At 69.5% G+C, this 20,482-nt stretch carries 18 protein-coding genes; 6 read left to right on the forward strand and 12 right to left on the reverse strand.

The window, feature by feature from the left end:
• Positions 1–277: 277 nt before the first annotated feature.
• A complete protein-coding gene (gene pdxR / locus CFB49_RS23075) occupies positions 278–1,756 on the reverse strand; it encodes a MocR-like pyridoxine biosynthesis transcription factor PdxR (RefSeq protein ID WP_089492410.1) in 1,479 nt (492 codons plus the stop codon).
• Positions 1,757–1,950: 194 nt separating this feature from the next.
• Between pdxR and CFB49_RS23080 the strand changes: the two genes are divergently transcribed.
• The gene (locus CFB49_RS23080) at positions 1,951–3,153 is read left to right on the forward strand and encodes a GNAT family N-acetyltransferase (RefSeq protein ID WP_089436615.1); all 1,203 of its coding nucleotides are present in this window, start codon (positions 1,951–1,953) and stop codon (positions 3,151–3,153) included.
• A gap of 23 nt (positions 3,154–3,176) precedes the next feature.
• On the opposite strand, the gene CFB49_RS23085 is transcribed toward CFB49_RS23080, so the two are convergent.
• Both CFB49_RS23085 and CFB49_RS35895 read right to left on the reverse strand, forming a co-directional pair.
• Positions 3,177–3,665, reverse strand: a complete 489-nt coding sequence (locus CFB49_RS23085) for a DUF3331 domain-containing protein (protein WP_089436616.1) — start codon at positions 3,663–3,665, stop codon at positions 3,177–3,179.
• A 44-nt stretch (positions 3,666–3,709) separates the two neighbouring features.
• The gene (locus CFB49_RS35895; protein WP_143329310.1) at positions 3,710–3,982 is read right to left on the reverse strand and encodes a hypothetical protein; all 273 of its coding nucleotides are present in this window, start codon (positions 3,980–3,982) and stop codon (positions 3,710–3,712) included.
• Positions 3,983–4,037: 55 nt separating this feature from the next.
• Here CFB49_RS35895 and CFB49_RS23090 point away from each other — a divergent pair, with 55 nt between their 5' ends.
• From CFB49_RS23090 to CFB49_RS23110, 4 genes are all read left to right on the forward strand, one after another.
• Positions 4,038–4,778 (forward strand): GNAT family N-acetyltransferase, encoded by a 741-nt coding sequence (locus CFB49_RS23090; RefSeq protein ID WP_089492411.1) that lies wholly within the window; start codon positions 4,038–4,040, stop codon positions 4,776–4,778.
• Positions 4,779–5,125: 347 nt separating this feature from the next.
• Positions 5,126–6,190 carry a 2,3-butanediol dehydrogenase gene (locus tag CFB49_RS23100; RefSeq protein WP_069617934.1) on the forward strand — a complete coding sequence of 355 codons (1,065 nt, stop codon included), beginning with the start codon at positions 5,126–5,128 and terminating at the stop codon, positions 6,188–6,190.
• Positions 6,191–6,501: 311 nt separating this feature from the next.
• Positions 6,502–7,158, forward strand: coding sequence for a VC0807 family protein (locus CFB49_RS23105; RefSeq protein WP_069617935.1), 657 nt, complete (start codon positions 6,502–6,504; stop codon positions 7,156–7,158).
• Between the two features lie 85 nt (positions 7,159–7,243).
• Positions 7,244–8,110: a CPBP family intramembrane glutamic endopeptidase gene (locus CFB49_RS23110; protein ID WP_089492826.1), complete on the forward strand. Its 867-nt coding sequence runs from the start codon at positions 7,244–7,246 to the stop codon at positions 8,108–8,110.
• 36 nt (positions 8,111–8,146) lie between these two features.
• Here the strand turns inward: CFB49_RS23110 and CFB49_RS23115 are convergent, their stop codons facing one another.
• The 5 genes from CFB49_RS23115 to CFB49_RS23135 form a co-directional block, all read right to left on the reverse strand.
• The gene (locus CFB49_RS23115) at positions 8,147–9,127 is read right to left on the reverse strand and encodes an aldo/keto reductase (RefSeq protein WP_089436618.1); all 981 of its coding nucleotides are present in this window, start codon (positions 9,125–9,127) and stop codon (positions 8,147–8,149) included.
• A gap of 160 nt (positions 9,128–9,287) precedes the next feature.
• Positions 9,288–9,959: a MarC family protein gene (locus tag CFB49_RS23120; RefSeq protein WP_027780810.1), complete on the reverse strand. Its 672-nt coding sequence runs from the start codon at positions 9,957–9,959 to the stop codon at positions 9,288–9,290.
• Between the two features lie 137 nt (positions 9,960–10,096).
• Entirely contained in the window at positions 10,097–10,897 is an 801-nt protein-coding gene (locus tag CFB49_RS23125; RefSeq protein ID WP_069617938.1) for an enoyl-CoA hydratase-related protein, read from the reverse strand.
• A gap of 38 nt (positions 10,898–10,935) precedes the next feature.
• Positions 10,936–12,258, reverse strand: coding sequence for a phenylacetate--CoA ligase PaaK (gene paaK / locus CFB49_RS23130; RefSeq protein ID WP_089492412.1), 1,323 nt, complete (start codon positions 12,256–12,258; stop codon positions 10,936–10,938).
• Positions 12,259–12,313: 55 nt separating this feature from the next.
• Positions 12,314–13,870, reverse strand: coding sequence for a 3-hydroxyacyl-CoA dehydrogenase (locus CFB49_RS23135; protein ID WP_089492413.1), 1,557 nt, complete (start codon positions 13,868–13,870; stop codon positions 12,314–12,316).
• A gap of 540 nt (positions 13,871–14,410) precedes the next feature.
• On the opposite strand from CFB49_RS23135, the gene CFB49_RS23140 reads away from it, so the two are divergent.
• Complete coding sequence (locus CFB49_RS23140) at positions 14,411–15,499, forward strand: calcium:proton antiporter (RefSeq protein ID WP_069617941.1); 1,089 nt, start codon at positions 14,411–14,413, stop codon at positions 15,497–15,499.
• A gap of 131 nt (positions 15,500–15,630) precedes the next feature.
• Here the strand turns inward: CFB49_RS23140 and CFB49_RS23145 are convergent, their stop codons facing one another.
• The 4 genes from CFB49_RS23145 to CFB49_RS23160 are packed head-to-tail and all read right to left on the reverse strand — an operon-like array spanning position 15,631 to position 20,481.
• Complete coding sequence (locus tag CFB49_RS23145) at positions 15,631–16,488, reverse strand: amidohydrolase family protein (RefSeq protein ID WP_089492414.1); 858 nt, start codon at positions 16,486–16,488, stop codon at positions 15,631–15,633.
• Entirely contained in the window at positions 16,485–17,507 is a 1,023-nt protein-coding gene (locus CFB49_RS23150) for a hydroxyacid dehydrogenase (protein ID WP_089492415.1), read from the reverse strand. Before CFB49_RS23150 ends, CFB49_RS23145 begins: the two co-directional genes overlap by 4 nt.
• Positions 17,504–18,586, reverse strand: coding sequence for a LacI family DNA-binding transcriptional regulator (locus tag CFB49_RS23155; protein WP_089492416.1), 1,083 nt, complete (start codon positions 18,584–18,586; stop codon positions 17,504–17,506). The genes CFB49_RS23150 and CFB49_RS23155 overlap by 4 nt, the downstream gene beginning before the upstream one ends.
• Before the next feature lie 8 nt (positions 18,587–18,594).
• On the reverse strand, positions 18,595–20,481 hold the full coding sequence (locus tag CFB49_RS23160) for a TRAP transporter large permease (RefSeq protein ID WP_089492417.1): 1,887 nt from the start codon (positions 20,479–20,481) through the stop codon (positions 18,595–18,597).
• Position 20,482: the final 1 nt, after the last annotated feature.

Here is a 20,482-nt window from a genome sequence, read left to right on the forward strand (position 1 = left end):
GGTCTGCGGCCAATCATCAGTCTGTCGCGCATCATCGACAGACAGCACGCAAACCGCGGATGGCCGGTCAGCGGTCCGCATCCGGCGACACGCCGGCGTCCGCTCCGGTTCAGTGGCACGACAACACCGCCACCCCGCCGACGCCTTGCGTGTTCGGCAATGCAGCCGTGTAACCGACGGCGACCAGCGACATGCATGCAATGGCAACGAACAAGAATGATGGGCGGAGCGTCATCACGATCGGGCAGCAGGCAGTTGAAATCGCGAAACCATACCATCACGCGTCACCTGCGCCCACCCGCTCCGCGATCGTCGACACCATCCGCAACATCGGCTCGAACGCGTCGGCCGACGTATTGCCGAAACCGAGCACGAGCCCGTTGCCGGCCCGCGCCGCATCGATCGCGAAACCCGACAGCGGAAACAGGCCGATGCCATGCGCGCGCGCCGCATCGACGATCGCGCGATCGCGATAACGCGCCGGCAGCCGCAGCGCGAGATGCAGCCCGCACGGGCCGCCCTCGACCTGATGCGGCACGCTCAGGCTGCTATCGAGCGCGGCGAGCAGCAAACGCCGCCGGTCGCGATACAGCCGGCGCATCCGCCCGAGATGCCGGCCGTACTCGCCCGTCTCGATGAAATCGGCCAGCGCGAGCTGCACATGGCGCGTCCCGCCGCGCAGCATCTCCGGCAGCGCCGGCCGTACCGCGGCCAGCAACGCGTCGGGCAGCACGAGAAACCCGATCCGCAGCGCCGGAAACATCGTCTTGCTGAACGAGCCGAGATAGACGACCGGCGAATCGGGCGCGAGCCCCTGCATCGCGCCGATCGGCTCGCCGGTGTGACGGAATTCGCTGTCGTAGTCGTCCTCGATGATCCACGCGCGATGGCGGCGCGCCGCATCGATCAGCGCGAGCCGGCGCGAGATCGACAGCACGGCGCCGGTCGGGAACTGGTTCGACGGCGTCGTGTAGACGAGGCGCGGCGGCCGCTCGCGCCAGTCGTCCGGTTCCGCGCGCAGTCCTTCCGCGTCGACCGGCATCGGCACGACGTCGAGGTCCGCCGCCTGCATCGCGGTGCGTACGCCGCGATAGCCGGGCTCCTCGACCCACACCGTATCGCCCGGATTCGTCAGCAACTGCGCGCACAGCGCGATCGCGCCCTGTGCGCCTTCGGTGATCACGATCTGCTCCGGATCGCAGCGCACGCCGCGCGTGACGGCCAGATGGCGCGCGATCGATTCGCGCAACGCAGGCTCGCCGAGCGGATCGCCGTACGCCAGCAGATCGCGGCCGGCACGGCGCAGCGCGCGGTCGATCGCATGCCGCCACGCGTCCACCGGGAAATGCGCCAGCGCGGGCACGCCCGGCCGGAAACCCTCCGATTCGCCGGCGCCGACGAGGCTCGGGCGAATCCGGCCGAGCCGCTGCGCGACGGCCGGCGGCGCCGCACGCCGGCGCGGCGGCGCCGGCCGCGACAGCCCGACGACCCGCGTACCGCGACGATCCGACTGCAGGAAGCCTTCGGCGACGAGCTGCTCGTACACGGCGGCCGTCGTATTGCGCGACACGCCGAGCATTTCGGCGAGCGCACGCGTGCCGGGCAGCCGCGTGCCGGCCGGCATCGCGCCGCCGAGAATCGCGTCGCGCACGCGGCGCAGCAACTGGCGCTGCAGCGAAGGCGCACCCGGCGCGCGCGCCAGCGGCGCATCGAGCGGCAGCAACGGCGCGTCGCCGGAAGGAAAGGCAGTCGTCATTGGAACATCGCAGCGTGAAAGGCGGGAACGGGACGGACGGCCAGTGGTGCACGGCAAGCGTGCACACGGCTGACGGCCACCCCGCGTGGCACCATAAATTTTCCATTCTCTGGCGCTTCTCATGGTACCTCGCCGGGACTACGATCGTCTGCATGCCGGCATGTCGCCGGCCGCCAACCGAAGCGAGATCGACCTTGCCCACGCTCACCAACGCTTTCCAGCAGCCCATCGGCCACCCCGTTCCCGACTGGTCCGCGCGTCCGCGCCCCGAGCGCATCGCGCTCGAAGGCCGCTACTGCCGGCTCGAACCGCTCGACGCCGAACGCCATGCGGCCGACCTGTACGCCGCCTACGCGCAGGCGCCCGACGGCAGCGACTGGACCTATCTCGCGCACGGCCCGTACGCGGACGCGTCCAGCTACCGCGACTACGCGCGCGGCGCACAGGCGAGCACCGACCCGCTGCACTACACGGTGATCGACCGCGCCACCGGCCGCGCGGTCGGCACGCTCGCGCTGATGCGCATCGATCCGGCCAACGGTGTGATCGAGGTCGGCTCCGTCACGTTCTCGCCGCTGCTCAAGCGCACGCCGGTGTCGACGGAAGCGCAGTTCCTGCTGATGAAGTATGCGTTCGACACGCTCGGCTACCGGCGCTACGAATGGAAGTGCGACGACCTGAACGCGCCGTCGCGCAAGGCGGCTGCGCGCCTCGGCTTCCGCTACGAAGGCACGTTCCGGCAGGCGATCGTCTACCGCGGCCGCAATCGCGACACCGCGTGGTTCTCGATCATCGACGGCGAATGGCCGGCCGTCCGCGCCGCGTTCGACGCGTGGCTCGCGCCGGAGAACTTCGACGCCGAAGGCAACCAGCGCCAGTCGCTCACCGCGATCCGCCACGCGCAAGCCGCCGCGCGCGACGCCGCCGGCCGCGCGAACGACGCGACGCGCGTGACGGTGCGCCCGCTCGTCGCCACCGACGAAGCCGCGTGGCGTCCACTGTGGCAGGGTTACCAGACGTTCTATGACACCGCGCTGAGCGACGCGGTGTTCGCGACGACCTGGGCCCGCCTGATGGACCCGGACGAGCCGATGTTCGTGCTCGGCGCGTTCGACGCGTCGGGTGCACTGGTCGGGATCGTGCATGCGATCTACCACCGCTCGTGCTGGACCGAAGGGCCGTACTGCTACCTGCAGGACCTGTACACGGCGCCCGACGCGCGCGGGCAAGGCGCGGGCGGCGCGCTGATCGAGGCCGTGTACGAACGGGCCCGCGAAGCCGGCGCGAGCCGCGTGTACTGGCTCACGCACGAGACCAACACGACCGCGCGCGCGTTGTACGACAAGCTCGCCAACAACGCCGGGTTCATCCAGTACCGGCACGACCTGAAGAAATAACGTCGTCGCCGGACGGCCGATGGTCAGCCATGAACATCGGCCGGATGGCGTGCGTCGTCGTCCTCCGGCGCGCGATCGCACGCCACACCGGCCATACCGGGCACCGATGCCGGGTGGATCATCTCGTCACCGTTGGCCGGCACGGGCCGCCGCACCGGCCGGAACACCGGCTCGCCCGGCTCGATCGTCTGCCCCGAGAGCGCGCAGCGACCAGGCTGCAACGCGACGCGCAGGCGCCAGCGCTGCTCGCCGTAATGACAGCGTCCGCTCTCGACCCATCGCACCAGCAGTGCGTCGTCGCCAGCCTCCAGTACCGTGACGAACAGTTGCGGGCGCAACGGCGACGCCGCGGCCGTCGCATGCGCCGGAATCGGCGCACGGCCGATCGTCGCGAGCGGATGCGCGACCATGCCGTCGCGCGACGGCAGCGCGTCCTCTTCGTCGAGCGCGGATGCGGACACGTCGCACGACCGGTCTTCTTCGCAGATCAGGCTTTCCATGGTGTTGAGCATGCTTGACGGACTCCCGTGCAGGTGGACCGACGCAGGCGCCGCCCTCAGCGCCGGCCCATCGGTTCGCGCCGCAGGAACGGACCGAGCGCCGCGCCAGCGACGGCGCGCCGGTAGCCGCGCGACGGCAGCATGGCCGCATCGGCCGCGCAGGCGCTTCGGTCATCTTCACCGCCATCGAAGCGGCAGCGTGCAACGGGATGTCTCACGCGCGCGCAATCGGACTGGCGCACATGATACAAATTGAAGTTAACTTCAAGTAAAGGGGTAGCGTGCGCAACGATCCGTTTCGGCGATGGCGGCAATGGCCGGCGCGACACGCGACGACATCCTGGTCTAAGCTGTCGCTTCCCTGACAACGCTGCGCACCTACGCATGCCGACCGCCTCTCCCGCCCCGGCCACGCTGTTCCCCCTCGACGACGCCTGGTCCGCCTTCCCGCGCCGCAAGGCGGCCGTACGCGCGTTCATCGCCGGATACTGCGCCGCGCGCGACCGGCGCGATGCGCCGCTGCACGACGGCCCGGACGGCCATGTCGTGCAGTTCGACGACGCGATGGGCCGGCCGTTCGAGCATTTCATGATCGAGGGTGCGCCCGTCGCCGGCGCCGGCCCGTTTGCCGTCAGCGCGTGGATCACGCGCTACGGCGCGGCCCCGCTGCCGCCCGCGCTGCACGGCAGGACGCGCCGGCTGACCGACGAGCACTTCATGGCCGCCGATATCGATGAGCTGTCCGGCGACGACGCGCTCGCGCAAACGCTCGCCTGCGACACGCCCGACGCGATCGCCGCCTTCAACGCCAGCGGCGCGTTTCCGCCGTTCCAGCCGAATCCGGCCGCGTTCCTGTTCGCGCACCGCGTCGACGGGCAGATCGCGGCCACCGCGCGCTACGGCTTCGCGTCGCCGCGCGATATCGTCGTCGACCGCCTCGGGACGGCGGACGCCTACCGGCGCCGCGGCCTGGCGACGCAGCTGCTCGCCGCGATCGTCGCGCACGCGCGGCGCCGCGGTGCGCAGCGCGTGTGGCTCATCTCGACCGAAGCCGGCCAGCCGCTGTACCGCGCCGCCGGATTCACGCCGCTCGCGACGGTTGCCGTGGACGAAGTGCTCGCCTGAACGCGGATCGAACCGCGTCCCCCGCCCCGTTCGTCTCGCGATTCGTCTCATTGCGCTGAGACGAACGTCCCGGCGTCTCACTCTACTCGCCGTTTCGCTATCGCAGCAAATTCGACACGCCATTTCTTCCGAATCTTTACGGGACGGCGGAAAGCGACATGGTGCAGCGCGCGTCCCACGCACCGTCCGACCGCCACGCACAGCCCCGATTCACGCTGGCCCCGTTCCTGCATACCGGTCGATCGCGCAATCGCGCGACGGGCGCACCGGCAGCGTTGCCGCGCGCCCGACGACAACCTGACGGAGACAGCAACGTGAGCACACCGGTATCGATCACCCCGCCCAGCATGAAAGCCGCCGTCTGGCATGGCCGCCACGACATCCGCGTCGAACAGGTTCCCGTTCCGGAGCGCCCGCCCGCAGGCTGGGTCACGATTCGCGTGCACTGGTGCGGCATCTGCGGCTCCGACCTGCACGAATACGTCGCCGGGCCGGTGTTCATCCCGGTCGACGCACCGCATCCGCTGACCGGCCTGAAGGGCCAGTGCATCCTCGGCCACGAGTTCAGCGGCGAAATCGCCGAACTCGGCGCGGGCGTGTCGGGCTTCGCGGTCGGCGACCGCGTGACGGCCGACGCGTGCCAGCATTGCGGCACCTGCTGGTACTGCCGGCACGGGCTGTACAACATCTGCGAGAACCTCGCGTTCACCGGGCTGATGAACAACGGTGCGTTCGCCGAATACGTGAACGTGCCGGCCGAACTGCTGTACAAGCTGCCCGACGATTTCCCGACCGAGGCCGGCGCGCTGATCGAACCGCTCGCGGTCGGGCTGCATGCGGTGAAGAAGGCCGGCAACATCGTCGGGCAGACCGTCGTCGTGGTCGGCGCGGGCACGATCGGCCTGTGCACGATCATGTGCGCGAAGGCCGCGGGCGCCGGGCGCGTGATCGCGCTGGAGATGTCGGCCGCGCGCAAGCAGAAGGCGCTGGAGGTCGGCGCGAGCGTCGTGATCGATCCGAAGACGTCCGACGCGATCGCGGAAGTCAGGGCACTGACGGGCGGCTACGGCGCCGACGTGTCGTTCGAGTGCATCGGCCACACGACCACCGCGAAGCTTGCGATCGACGTGATCCGCAAGGCCGGCAAGTCGGTGATGGTCGGCATCTTCGAGGAACCGGCGCCGTTCAACTTCTTCGACATCGTGTCGACCGAGAAGGAAGTGATCGGCTCGCTCGCGTACAACGGCGAATTCGCGGACGTGATCCGCTTCATCGCGGACGGCCGCATCGACGTGCAGCCGCTCATCACCGGCCGCATCGCGCTCGGCGACATCGTCACGCGCGGCTTCGAGGAACTGGTCAACCACAAGGACCGCAACGTGAAGATCATCGTCCAGCCGGCCGTCTCCTGACCGCACGCGCGGCCGCGGCATCGATTCACGCCGCGCCGCGCAGGCTCGCGTACCGCCAACGCATCCCGATCGACGACGTGCCGCGACACGATGCCACGCGACGGCGCGATCGCGCAGGGCGCCCCGGCCCTGCCGCCGCGTGCGCCGATCGATCCGCCGGCCCTGCACTCGGGTACGGCGGATCGCTGTCGCGGCAGGCGACACCGCAACCCCGCACGATTCTTCGATATACTGGACCGAACCCTTTTCGGGGCAACCGGGACAACGGCGCCTTTCGCGCGTCCGCCCCGACCTGCGTGGAATGGCGCACCGTGAAACCGCGAGCCGGACTGATTCTCGAACTCTTCGTCAACCTCGTGCTGCCCTGGGTGGCCTATCGGGTCGCGCGTCCGTATTTCGGCGAAACGGGCGCGCTGTACGCGTCGGCGGTTCCGCCGATCATCTGGTCGATCGTCGAATTCATCCGCTCGCGCCGCGTCGACGCGGTGGCGGCCATCGTGCTGCTCGGCATCACGCTGTCGATCGTCGGGATGGCGTTCGGCGGCAGCCCGCGCACGCTGCTGATGCGCGAGTCGATCGGGTCGGGCACGATCGGCATCGTGTTCCTGCTGTCGCTGTTCCGCGAACGCCCGCTGATCTACTATCTGGCCCGCGCCACCGTGGCCCGCGAGATGGACGGCGGCGCCGCGCACTTCGAAGCCGTCTGGGATGCGCAGCCGGGCCTGCGGCAGATGCTGCGGCTGATGACGTTCGTGTGGGGCGCCATCATGACGACCGAGATGCTGCTGCGCTGGTGGATGGTCTTCCACTGGCCGGTCGAACGCGTGCTGGTCGTGTCGCCGGTCATGGGCTACACGGTGTTCGGCTGCCTGCTGCTGTGGACGTTCTGGTACCGGCGGCGGATGCGCGTGCGCAACAGCGTCGACATCCCGGGCCGCAGCGGCGTCACCGAAACGGCCGGCCGCTGACACGCGGCTGGCCCGTTGCCCGGCGGCATGTCACGGCGCCTGCTGTATGATGCGCGGCGTCTCGTCCGCCGATCCGTTTCCCGTCATGACCCTTTCGCTCCTTCCGTGTGCCACGATCTGGCTCGCCCTGTTCGCGGCCGCCGCATTCGCGTGGCATCGCCCGCTGCACGGCCTGAGCATCGGCCTCGCCGCGCTCGGCTATGCGGGCGCGCTGGCGTTCGGCCAGCTTGCGCCGATCACGCTGGCACCGTTCGCGCTGCTGATCGCGGCCGGCTGGGGCGTGTTGCCCGGGCGCCCGCTCGCGGTGCGCATCGCCGCGCACCTCGTCTTTGCCGCGCTCGCGATCGCGCTGAGCCTGCACCTGATTCCCGGCTTCCACAATCCGCGCGTGATCGGGCCGATCCGCTTCACGCCGGACGCCGTGCCGTTCACGATGTACCTGAATTTCGACAAGCCGCTCGTCGGCCTGTGGCTGCTGTGGGTGCTGCCGTGGGTCGCCCCCGACGTCGCGCTGTCGCGCGCGCTGCGCACCGGCGTCGTGGCGGCCGTCGCAACGGCTGCCGCGTGCCTGGTCGGCGCGCTCGCGTTCGGGATGGTCGGCTGGGCGCCCAAATGGCCGCCGTCCGGCTGGCTGTGGCTCGCGAACAACCTGTTGCTGGTGACGCTCGCCGAGGAAGCGCTGTTCCGCGGCTACGTGCAAGGCGGGCTGACCCGCGTGCTCCATGCCTACTCATGGGGCCCGTGGGTCGCGCTCGCAGCCGGCGCGGTGCTGTTCGGCGCCGCGCACGCGGCCGGCGGCTGGCCATGGATCGTGCTCGGCACGGTGGCCGGCGTCGGCTACGGGGTCGCGTGGCGGCGCGGCGGCCTGCTCGCCGCCGCGCTCGCGCATGCGGGGCTGAACGTCGTCCACTTCGGCCTGTTCACCTACCCGATGCTCGCCGCCGCGCGCTGATCGCGACGCCGGCACCGGCGCCGCCCGCGCGGCCGCTCAGTTGAAACCGGCCACCGCGTGCGGCACGTACGGGCGTTCGAGCGTGGCGATCTCGTCGTCGGTCAGCTTCAGCGCGAGCGCGCCGAGCGCATCGTCCAGTTGCTGCGGCTTCGAAATGCCGACGATCGGCGCGGTCACGCCGCGCTTTTGCGCGACCCACGCCAGCGCGACCTGCGCCCGCGGCACGTTGCGCGCGGCGGCGATCGCCGCGACGGCCTCGACGACCGCCTTGTCGGCGTCGGCCGTCGCGTCGTACAGCCGCTGGCCGACGTCGTCCTTCTGCTGCCGTTCCGACGATTCGTCCCAGTTGCGCGTCAGGCGCCCGCGTGCGAGCGGGCTCCACGGGATCACCGCGATGCGTTCATCCTCGCACAGCGGCAGCATTTCGCGCTCCTCTTCGCGATACAGCAGGTTCAGGTGGTTCTGCATGCTGACGAAGCGGGTCCAGCCGTTCTGCTTCGACGTGTGCAGCGCCTTCGCGAACTGCCACGCGAACATCGACGACGCGCCGATATAGCGGGCCTTGCCGGCCTTCACGACGTCGTGCAGCGCCTCGAGCGTCTCCTCGATCGGCGTGCCGTAGTCCCAGCGGTGAATCTGGTAGAGATCGACGTAGTCGGTGCCGAGCCGCTTCAGGCTCTGGTCGATGTCGGTCATGATCGCCTTGCGCGACAGACCCGCGCCGTTCGGCCCCGGCCGCATCCGGTAGAACACCTTCGTCGCGATCACGACGTCGTCGCGCTTCGCGAAATCGCGCAGCGCGCGACCGACGATCTCCTCGGACGTGCCGTCCGAATACATGTTCGCGGTATCGAAGAAGTTGATGCCGGCCTCGACCGCCCGCTGGATGATCGGGCGGCTTTCTGCTTCCGGCAGCGTCCACGGGTGCGTGCCGCGCAACGGCTCGCCGAACGTCATGCAGCCCAGCACCAGCTTCGACACGTCCAGCCCGGTCGACCCGAATTTCACGTATTCCATTGCACGCCTCGCCACTCAAGTTGGGGGTTGCGGCCGGATGCGCGCCGCGCATCCGCCAGACGTTGCATGGTATCCCGCACGCCGCGAACGCGTATGACCGCGCGCCGCGTGCAGGCTGCGTGAAAGGTTGAACCTCGAAGGACGAACCGGAAGGCTTCGCTTACTTGGCCTGGTCGGCGATCGGCTGCAGGAACGCGGAGAAGCCGGTCAGCATGATCTGCACGCCGATGCACAGCAGCAGGAACGCCGACACGCGCTTCGCGACCTTGGTCCCTTCGCTGCCGAGGTAGCGCGCGAGCAACGCGGAGCGGCTGTAGACCTGCCAGATCACGAGCGCGACGAGCACGGACACGGCGATCGACACGATGCTCGACAGCATGAATTCCGACAGCTTGTGCGTGCGGTTCGCATTCAGCGCGATCGCGGTCGCGATCGAGCCGGGGCCGACGGTCAGCGGCACCGTCAACGGGAAGAACGCGCGCGTCATGATCGCGTTCGCGTCGATCGGCTTGACCGGCGTATCGCCGCCGCCCGGCCCGTCCGGTTCGTTCAGCATCTGCCAGCCGGCCACGGCAACCGCGAAGCCGCCGCCGATCCGCAGCGCTTCCATCGAGATCCCGAAGAAATGCAGCACCGGCGTGCCGGCGAAGAACGCGACCATCAGCACGACGAACGCATTGAACGCGACCTTCCGCGCGAGCAAATCCCGTTCGTGCGCGGTGAGCGCCTCGGTTCGTTCGAGAAACAGGAACGCGATGCCGATCGGATTGATGATGCCGATCAGGCCGGTAAAGCCGAACAGGATCTCGGAGACAAGGCGATTGACGATCATCGTGCGAAGCATCGGTCGGGACGGGGCCGGCAGCGCGCCGGGGGTCACGCATTGTAGTGCAAGCGCTCGCGCCCGAGACGCAAAATGCGGCCGGCCCGGTTCCGCCGTCGATCGTCGTGGACGTTCGTCGCGCAGCCTTATTCGGCGCCCGGCTCCCACGCCGGCGGCCGCTTCGCGAAGAAGGCCGCGAAACCCTCCTTCGCTTCCGGCGTCGCCCGCACGCGGGAGATCGTCTGCGCGGTGAACGCCGCGCGTTCGTCCGACGGCGGGTACTCGCCGATCGCATCGAAAAAGCGCTTGATCTCCATCAGCGCGTGCGGGCCGTTGCGGCCCAGTTCCGCGAGCGTCCGCTCGAGCGCGTCGTCGAGCGCATCGAGCGGCACGGCCTGATGGATCAGGCCGATCGCGACGGCTTCGGCGGCCGCGAGCTGCGTCGCGGTCAACGCAAGCCGGCGCGCCTGGCGCTGGCCGACCGCCTCGACCAGATACGGGCCGATCACGGCCGGCAGGATCCCGAAGCGCGCTTCGCTCACCGAAAAGCGCGCGTGGTCGCTCGCGATCACGATGTCGCACGCCGCGCACAGGCCCACGCCGCCGCCGAACGCGTGGCCCTGCACGCGTGCGACCGTCGGTTTCGGGCATTGCCGGATCGCGCGCATCATCGCGGCGAACCGCTCGGCGTCACGCAGGTTCGCGGCCGCGTCGTTCGCGCTCGCGCGCTGCATCCACTGCAGGTCGGCGCCCGCGCAGAATGCGCGGCCATCCGAACGCAGCACGATCGCGCGTACGTCTTCGCGCCGGCCGAGCGTCGTGAATGCATCGGTGAGTTCCGCGATCATCGTCTCGTCGAACGCGTTCAGCACGTCGCCGCGCTGCAGCGCGACGGTCGCGATGCCGCGCGCATCGACCGTGACGGCCAGGGTCTTCAATTCATCCATCGAACAGGTTTCCTCGGGTAGAACTGCATACATCGAAATCAGGCAGCCTGGCGGCGATCGATCACGCGTCGCGCCTTCCCGGTCGCGCTCGCGGGAATACCGCCGGCCGCCAGCACCGTCACGCCGGACGACACGCCGACCATCGTCTTGATCCGGTGCTGCAGCTCGCGCGCGAGTGCCGCGCGATCGCCGTCGGTGACGGACGCCGCCGCCTCGGAGCGCAGCTCGACCGCGAGGTCGAGCCGGTCCATGTGACCGTCGCGCGACAGCGTGATCTGAAACTGGCCCGACAACTGCGGCAGCGCGACGACGATCTCCTCGATCTGGCTCGGGAACACGTTCACGCCGCGCACGATCAGCATGTCGTCGGAGCGGCCGGTGATCTTCGCGAGCCGGCGCATCGCGCGCGCGGTCGGCGGCAGCAGCGCGGTGAGGTCGCGCGTGCGGTAGCGGATCACCGGCATCGCCTCCTTCGTCAGCGACGTGAACACGAGCTCGCCCTCACTGCCGTCGGGCAGCACTTCGCCGGTGACGGGATCGATGATCTCCGGGTAGAAATGGTCCTCCCAGATCACCGGGCCGTCCTTCGTCTCGACGCATTCGCACGCGACGCCCGGGCCCATCACTTCCGACAGCCCGTAGATGTCGAGCGCGTCGATGCCCACGCGCGTCTCGACTTCGTTGCGCAGCGCCTGCGTCCACGGCTCGGCGCCGAAGATGCCGATCTTCAGCGACGATTCGGCCGGGTCCATCCCCTGCCGCACCATCTCGTCGATCAGGTTCAGCATGTACGACGGCGTGACGAGGATGATCTTCGGCTCGAAATCGCGAATCAGCTGCACCTGCTTCTCGGTCTGCCCGCCGGACATCGGCACGACCATGCAGCCGAGCCGCTCCGCGCCGTAGTGAATCCCGAGACCGCCGGTAAACAGGCCGTAGCCGAACGCGTTGTGCAGCGTATCGCCCGGGCGGCCGCCGGCCGCGCGGATCGAGCGCGCGGTCACGTTCGCCCACGTGTCGATGTCGCGCGCGGTGTAGCCGACCACGGTCGGCTTGCCGGTCGTGCCGCTCGACGCGTGCACGCGCACGACCTGCTCGCGCGGCACCGCGAAGAGGCCGAACGGATAGTTGTCGCGCAGGTCGCTCTTGGTCGAGAACGGGAATTTCGCGAGATCGGCGAGCGACTTCAGATCGTCCGGATGCACACCCGCCGCATCGAACGTACGCCGATAGTGCGGGACGTTGTCGTACGCGTGGCGCAGCGACCACTTGAGGCGGTCGAGCTGCAGCGCCTGCAGTTCGTCGCGGCTGGCGGTCTCGATCGGCTCGAGGGCGGCGGCGGGATGCGTCGGGTGAGTCATCGGGGTGCTCCTCCAATGGAGTGATGTCGTTGTCGTGTTCGAAGTGACGAAGCGGTCATGACCGGAACGTGCGGCCGGCCGCATGCAGCGCGGCGAGGCGCGGCGACACGCGATAGCGGTCCTCGCCATAGCTGGCCGCCAGATTCGACAGCACGCGATGCACGCGGCCGATCCCGATCGCATCGGCCCACGCGAGCGGGCCGCACGGGTAGTTCACGCCCTTCTCCATCGCGAGATCGAGATCGGCCGGCGAGCACACGCCCTGGTTCACCGTGTCGGCCGCCTCGTTCGCGAGCATCGCGACGGTGCGCATCGCGACCATCCCGGGCACATCCGCGACGCCGACGACGCGAAAGCCCGCCTGCTGGAACAGGCCGACCGCGTCCGCGTAAGCGGCGTCGCTGCACTGGAGCGCGCGCGTCAGCGCGACGAGCCCGGCCTGCGCGTAATCGCGCGCGAGGTCGACGAGCACGAGATCCGCCACGCCCGTCTGGGCGGCGCGCGCGGTCGCCGTACGGCCGTCGGTCAGCGCGATCGACGCGCGGCCGGCCACGGCGAGCAGTTCGTCGGCATGCGCGTCGTGGCGCCGCGCGTTCGCGGTGCGTTCGACGAAGCGCGCATGCAGCGCGGCGGCCGGGCCGTCCTGCGCAAACAGCACGACGTCGGCCGGCGCGGTGCGCGCAGGTTCGAGATCGGGAGCGGGCGGCGTCGCGCCCTCCGCATACGAGTAGAACCCGCGCCCGGACTTGCGCCCGAGAAAGCCCGCGTTCACGAGCTCCTGCTGGATCAGCGACGGCGTGTAGCGCGGATCGTTGAAGTACGCGCGGAACACCGACTCGGTCACCGCGAAATTCACGTCGTGACCAATCAAGTCCATCAGCTCGAACGGCCCCATCCGGAACCCGCCGGCTTCGCGCATCACCGCGTCGATCGTGGCCGGCGTGCCGCCCTGCTCGTTCAGCACGCGCAGCGCCTCCGCGTAATACGGCCGCGCGACGCGGTTTACGATGAAGCCCGGCGTCGATTTCGCCATCACCGGTTGCTTGCCCCACGCGGCGGCGGTCGCATGCAGCATCTGCGCGACCTCGGGCGCGGTCGCGAGCCCGCTGACCACCTCGACGAGCGCCATCAGCGGCGCCGGGTTGAAGAAATGCAGGCCGGCGACGCGTTGCGGCACGCGCAGCCCGGCCGCGATCGACGTGATCGAGATCGACGACGTGTTGGTCGCCAGCACACATGCGTCGTCGACATGACGTTCGAGGGTCGCGAAGATCTCGCGCTTCACATCGAGCCGTTCGGCCGCCGCCTCCACGATCAGCGCGGCGCCCGCGAAGTCGGCCAGCGCGCGCACCGCGCGAATTCGGTTGCCGGCCGCGTCGGCCTGCGCCGGTTCGAGCCGGCCCTTCTCCGCGAGCCGCGCGAACTGCGCGCGGATACCGGCCAGCGCCTTGTCGCAGGCCGCTTCGTTCAGGTCGTACAGCAGCACCGGATGGCCGGCCGCGGCCGCGACCTGTGCAATGCCCGCCCCCATCGCGCCGGCGCCGATCACGCCGACGACGGCCGACGGCGCCAGCGCGCCCGAGTTCACCGAATGTGCAGAGAAAACAGCCATCGCTTGCGATCCGTCATGAAGTGGAAATGCGAGCGATTATAAACCGACCGGTCGGTATGTTTATGTCAGGGCGAGCCCGAATGTGCGGTGCAAGACACCGTTACGGAAGCTGCAACGACAAAAAATCGGCAGGTCGGGGCACTTTTTATAAACAGAAAGGTCAATGTAATGATTCGAATATGAGATAGCGACCCCCGATCGCCTGATAAAATTCGACAAATTGCCGGATTCCAGGGGAGACATGTGCCGCGCCATCACCGCCGTCCATCGCTCCCTTTTCGGGGGCGAATCGAGCCCGGCCCGCGCGTCGCCACGTGTTGCTCGTCTCGCTGTCAGCGGGCAACCGCATCGAATCGTTTCATCCCGCGACGGGCTTCGGCCCGCCCGCGCCGTCGCCGCCTCGCGGCAGCGAACCCAGGGCGGCACCGCTGCGTGTCGCCACCCATCGGTTTCATCGTCCTCGTTCGGCGGATAGTACGGCCGGGCTTCGTCAACCCGTGACGGCGCGTCGCGCGCCGCCACTCGCATAAGGAATCCCTCATGCCGCTCTCGTCCAACCAGCTCCCGCGCTGGACCCTCTGGGCCCCGCTTGCCGCGTGGCTGGTACTCGCGCTGTCGCGCGTCGTGCCGGCCGAAGGCCTCGCCATCGCGGTGTTCGCCGCCGCGCTCGCCGGCGCCGTGTTCGCCGCCGTCCACCATGCGGAAGTCGTCGCGCACCGCGTCGGCGAACCGTTCGGCACGCTGGTGCTCGCGGTCGCCGTGACCGTCATCGAGGTCGCGCTGATCGTGTCGGTAATGCTCGGCGCGGGCCCCGAGAAGTCGGGCCTCGCCCGCGACACCGTGTACGCCGCCGTGATGATTATCTGTAACGGCATCGTCGGCATCTGCCTGCTGGTCGGCGCATGGAAGCACGGCGAACAGGATTTCCAGGGGCGCGGCGCGAGCAAGGCGCTCGCGGTGCTTGCGTCGCTGTCGGTGCTGTCGCTCGTGATGCCGAACTACCTGAGCGCCGCACCGGGCCCGTTCTTCTCGAAATCGCAGCTCGCGTTCGCCGGTGTGGCGTCGCTCGTGCTGTACGGCGCGTTCGTGTTCGTGCAGACCGTGCGCCACCGCGACTACTTCCTCGCCGCACACGACAGCGCGGACGAAGCGGTGCACGCGGCGGCGCCGAGCAACCGCACCGCGATCATCAGCATGGTGCTGCTGTTCGCGAGCCTCGTCGCCGTCGTGCTGCTCGCGAAGCTGCTGTCGCCGGCCGTCGAGCATGCAGTGCTGAAGCTCGGCGCGCCCGAAGCCGCGGTCGGTATCGTGATCGCCGCGCTCGTGCTGCTGCCGGAAGGGCTCGCCGCCGTCACCGCCGCGCGTGCGAACCGCCTGCAGACCAGCATGAACCTCGCGCTCGGTTCGGCGCTCGCGAGCATCGGGCTCACGATCCCGACCGTCGCCGCCGTATTCATCTGGGTCGGCCAGCCGCTCACGCTCGGGATCGGCGCGATGGAAACGGTCCTGCTGGCGCTCACGCTGCTGGTCAGCACGCTCACGCTGAGCCAGGGGCGCACGACGGTGCTGCATGGCGTCGTGCACGTCGCGCTGTTCGCCGCTTATCTGTTCCTGTCGTTCACGCATTGACGTCCCGATGCACGCGGCCGGGCGGATGTTCTCCGCCGGGCCGCGCGCATGTCTTCCAGTCCTTCCCCTCCTTCGCTTCGCGCCGCCGTCACCGGGCCGCAATCGCAAAATGCGTCCGGATCGACAGCGCGTCAAGTCGCGTCATCGCGCCGCGTATCGGTGTGGAATCCGTAGAGCGCAGCTGCGTTGTCGACCAGGATTGCGCGAGCCGTCGCATGGTCGGCCGCGCAATCGCGCAGCCAGCCGAGCAGGCGCGCATCGTCGGGCATCGGCGATGCATTCGGGTGCGGCCAGTTGCTGCCCCACACGCAGCGCGCCGAATGGCCGCGCGCGAGCACGGCGGCAAGGCGCGCGACGTCGTCGTAGCCCGGCGCGCCGGATCGCGACGTCTCGTACGGCGCGGACAGCTTCACCCATGCGTGGCCGCGATCGAGCAGGCGTCGCAGTGCGAGGAAGGACGGCGCATCCGGTGCGACGGGCGTCAGGAATTTGCCCGTGTGATCGATCACCACGCGCGCCGGCAGCCGCGATAGCGCGGGTTCGATATCGCACAGCGTGCGACCGTCGAACTGCAGGTCGATATGCCAGTCGAGCGGCGCGATCCGCGCGGCCATCCGCTCCAGATCGCCCCATTGCGCGGTGCCGCCCGCCAGCATCATGAACCGCACGCCGCGCATGCCGGCGGCATGCAGACGTTCCAGCTCGGCGTCCGGCACGTCGATCGGCAACGTCGCGACGCCACGCGCCTGCGGGCCGAACGCGGCCAATGCGTCGAGCGTGCAGCGGTTGTCGAAGCCATAGCCGGTCGGCTGCACGACGACCACACGCGTGAGGCCGAGCGCCCGCTGCATGCGCCGATATGCATCCACCGGCGCATGGGGCGGCCGAAACGTCGCCGTCGGCGCGAGCGGATACGCATCGTCGTAGATATGGATATGGCAATCGCACGCATCCGGGAACCGCCTGCTGTCTGCCCCGTCGCGCGTCATTGCAGGCCCTGGCCGACGGATGCGCTCGACCTGCGCCAGCGCGCGAGCCGCGTCGCCTGCGCGGCGTTGATCGCGCCGTTCGGCACACGTCCGTCGAGCAGCGCGGCAAGCTGGTCGACCGTCTCCAGCGCCTGATGTTCGATCGCCGGCAGCGTCAACCCGCCGATGTGCGGGGTCGCGATGACGCGCGGATGCGCGGCAAGCACGGGGGACGGCATCTGGTCCGCCGCGCGACCGACGTCGAGCGCGCAGCCGGCGAGCCGGCCGCCGTCGAGCGCGTCTGCAAGCGCCTGCTCGTCGACGAGTTCGCCGCGCGACGCATTGATGAAATACGCGCCCGGCTTCATCGCGGCGAATGCCGCCGCATCGATCAGGTTCGCGGTGGCCGGCGTGGCCGGCGCAAGACAGACGACGTAATCCGCATCGCGCAGCAACGTTGCGGAATCGACCTGTTCAAGCGGCGGCGAGTCGACCCGCACGTAAGGATCGCTGACGAGCACGCGCATCCCGAGCGCCGTCGCGATCGGTGCGAGATGACGCGCGATCTGCCCGTAGCCGATCAGGCCGAGCGTGCTGCCGCGCAGCTCGCGTCCCATCCGGGGCACCGGCGGCGCGCCACGATGGTATGCATCCGCGTAACCGCCGATCCCGCGCGCGAGGTCGATCATCGCGCCGACGACCCACTCGGCGACGGCCGGCCCGAAGCCGGGGCTCGCCTGCGTGACCAGTACGCCGAACGCGCTCGCCGCGGCGACGTCGATCGTGCGGATGTCGACCGCGCAACGCAGGAACGCGGCGAGTGCGGGCAGCCCCGCGAACAGTTCGCGAGGCGCGGGGGTCTGCCGGTACGCGATGATCGCGTCGCATCCCTGCGCGGCGGCAATCAGTTCGTCCGTGCCGAGTTCGCGATCGTGCGGGTTGCAGGTGACGTCCGCGAGCGCGCCCAGCGCGCGCAACGCCCTGGCGCCGAAGTAGTGGTCGATCATCCCGGTCGGATGCGTGACGTAGACGCGCGTCATGCGCGACCTCCGCTCGTACCGGCCGCATCCGGCGGCGGCGCCACCGATGCGCGCTCGACGAGCGTCACGTCAGCGAACACGCATTGCCCGGGGGCGGACGGCACGTCGCCCTCCTGCCGCATCACGCGCCGCACCATCTCGCCGGCCATTTCAGTGACCGGCAGTTGCACCGTGGTCAGCGCCGGGCACGAGATCGCCGCCAGGAAATGACCGTCCATCCCGATGACGGACACATCGTCCGGCACCCGCAGCCCGCCGTCGCGCAGCCCGGCCATCAGGCCGAGCGCGAACAGGTCGTTGACCGCGACGATGCCGGTCGGCCGCGCCGGATCGGCCGCGAGCTCGACGCCGAGCGCACGCCCGACGTCGACGATCACCGAGTCGCCGTATTCGTTCGCGGGGCCGCCGTCGAGCACGCGGGCCTGCGTGGCGCCGCCCGCCTCGCTCGCCACGGCGAGAAACCCGCGGATCTTGTCGCTGCGGCTCACGGTGATGCCGGCCACGGTCGCGAACGCGAGCCGCGTATGGCCCGCATCGACGAGGCGGCGCGTCGCGAGCCGCGCGGCCGCCTCGTTGTCGGCCGTCACGTGATCGACCTTCGATTGCTCGCCGGGCGTCGCGCGACGGTCGTAGCTGACGACCGTCATCCCGCGTTCGGCCGCGCGCTCGAGGTGGCTTTCGTCGGCGAGCGACGAGATCACGATCACGCGCCGCACGCCATGCGCGCAGAGATCGTCGAAGAACGACGCCTCCTTTCGCGCATCGCGGTACGTGTTGCCGATCAGCACGCGATGACCATACCGTTCCTGCGCGCAGGCCTCGACCTCGCGTGCGATGTAGCCGTACATCGGGTTCGCCATCGACGGCACCAGCAGCCCGACGAGCGGCGTCTGCCCCGTCTTGAGCTGGCGCGCGAGCGTGCTCGGCCGGTACTGCAGCGCATCCATCGCCGCCTTCACGCGTTCGAGCGTTTCCGGCTTCATCTGGTCGGTGCGTCCGTTGAGCACGTTCGAAACCGTGCTGACCGAAACGGCCGCATGACGGGCCACGTCCTGAATCGTACTCATGTCGTCTTGCATGGAACGGGCTACAGGCCGAAATGGGCCGGCAGCCACAACGAAAACGCCGGTGCGAAGATCAGCGCCACGAGGGCAGCGAACAGCACCAGCAGATATTTCACCATCGGCCGGGCCACGCGCCCGACCTCGGTGCCCGTGATCGCGCACGTCGTGAACAGCCCGAGCCCGACCGGCGGCGCGAACAGCCCGAACCCCATCGCCACCACCACGACCGTGCCGAAATGCAGCGGATGGATGCCGAGCTGCAGCGCGATCGGCGCGAGCAGCGGCCCGAAGATGATCAGCGCGGGCGCGCCTTCGAGCACGGCGCCGAACACGATCATCAGCAGCGCCGACAGCAGCAGGAACATCGTCGCGCCGTACTGATGGGCAAACGCCGTCATTGTGCCCGAGACGAGGGCTGGAATCTGCTCGATCGACAGCGCGAACGACACGCTCGACGCCGCGGCCACGATGAACAGGATGCCGCTCGCCATCGACGCGGCGCGCACGAATACGCGGCCGACCGAGCGCCACGTCAGTTCGCGGAACGCGAGCCAGCCCACGACGAGTGCATAGACCACCGCGAACGCGGACACTTCGGTCGACGTCGCGATCCCCGACGTCACGCCCTTGCCGATCATCGCGACCATGACCAGCGCGACGAGCGCGCCGCCCGCGAGCGGCAGCCACGCGCGACGCTCGCCGAATACCTCGGCCACGTCGATCTTGCGCCCGGTGACCACCGTCACGACCGCGAGCGACGCGGCGAGCACGGCCGCCGGCACGATCCCCGCGACGAACAGCCCGGCGATCGAGATGTTCGCGACGAAGCCCATGATGATCATGTTCACGCACGGCGGAATCGTCTCGGCCATCACCGCGCTGCACGCGAGCAGCGCGGCGGTTTCGTTCGGGTCCTGCCGCGCGCGGCGCACGGCCGGCATCACGACGCCGCCCACCGCCGCGATATCGGCCAGTTTCGAGCCCGACACGCCGGAAAAGCAGGCCGTCGCGAAGATCACGATCAGGCCGAGCCCGCCCCGCACGCGTCCGAACATCCGCAGCAGCAGTTCGACGAGCCGCGCCGACATCCCGTTGGACTCCATCAGCAGCCCCGCCAGCACGAAGAACGGCACCGCGAGCAGGACGAAGTGATCGGCCCCGGCCATCACCTGTTGCGAGTAGACGAGCAGCGGCAGCGTCGGATCCGCGAGGAAATACAGCAGCGCCGAAAACGCCAGCACGAACCCGATCGGCACGCCGAGCACCAGCCCGCCGACGAAGCCCGCGACGAGCAGCGTGCCGGGCGCGACCGCATGCGCGGGCCACAGCGCGTTCCAGCCGTATATGGCGGCCGCGAGCGCCGCACAGCACGCGAACGTGCGGATCACCCGGCGGCGCGGCGCGTTCAACGCATTGGCGAGCGCGAATACCGTCATGAACAGTGCGCCGAACATCATCGGATACCCGTTGATCCAGCCCGGCAAGCCGCCCGTCGTCATCTGGTCGTACGAATCCGCGAGCAACTGGCATGACGACACCAGCAGGTTCAGCGCAACGGCCGCCACGATCCAGTGGCCGACCTGGATCAACGCGCCCTGCCAGCGTGCCGGCAGCAGGCCGCGAAACACGTCGATGCCGACATGCTGGCTGCGCCCGAGCACCGCCGCCGCGCCGAAGAACACCAGCACGATCATCAGCGCGCTCGCCACTTCCTCGGCCCAGTCGACCGGGTCGTGCAGGAAATAGCGGAACACGACCGACACGAACACGACGAGCACGTCGACGGCGAGCACCGCGGCCGACAGGATCTCGATCCCGCGCAGCACCGCATCCAGCACGCGGGCGGCGCGATGCGCCGGCCGGCCTGCGGCGGGCGCCGGCGCGGCGCCCGAGACGGAATGCATGTCCATC

Origin of the sequence: Burkholderia sp. AU17457, from assembly GCF_002223255.1 — a bacterium.
Classification (GTDB): domain Bacteria; phylum Pseudomonadota; class Gammaproteobacteria; order Burkholderiales; family Burkholderiaceae; genus Burkholderia; species Burkholderia sola.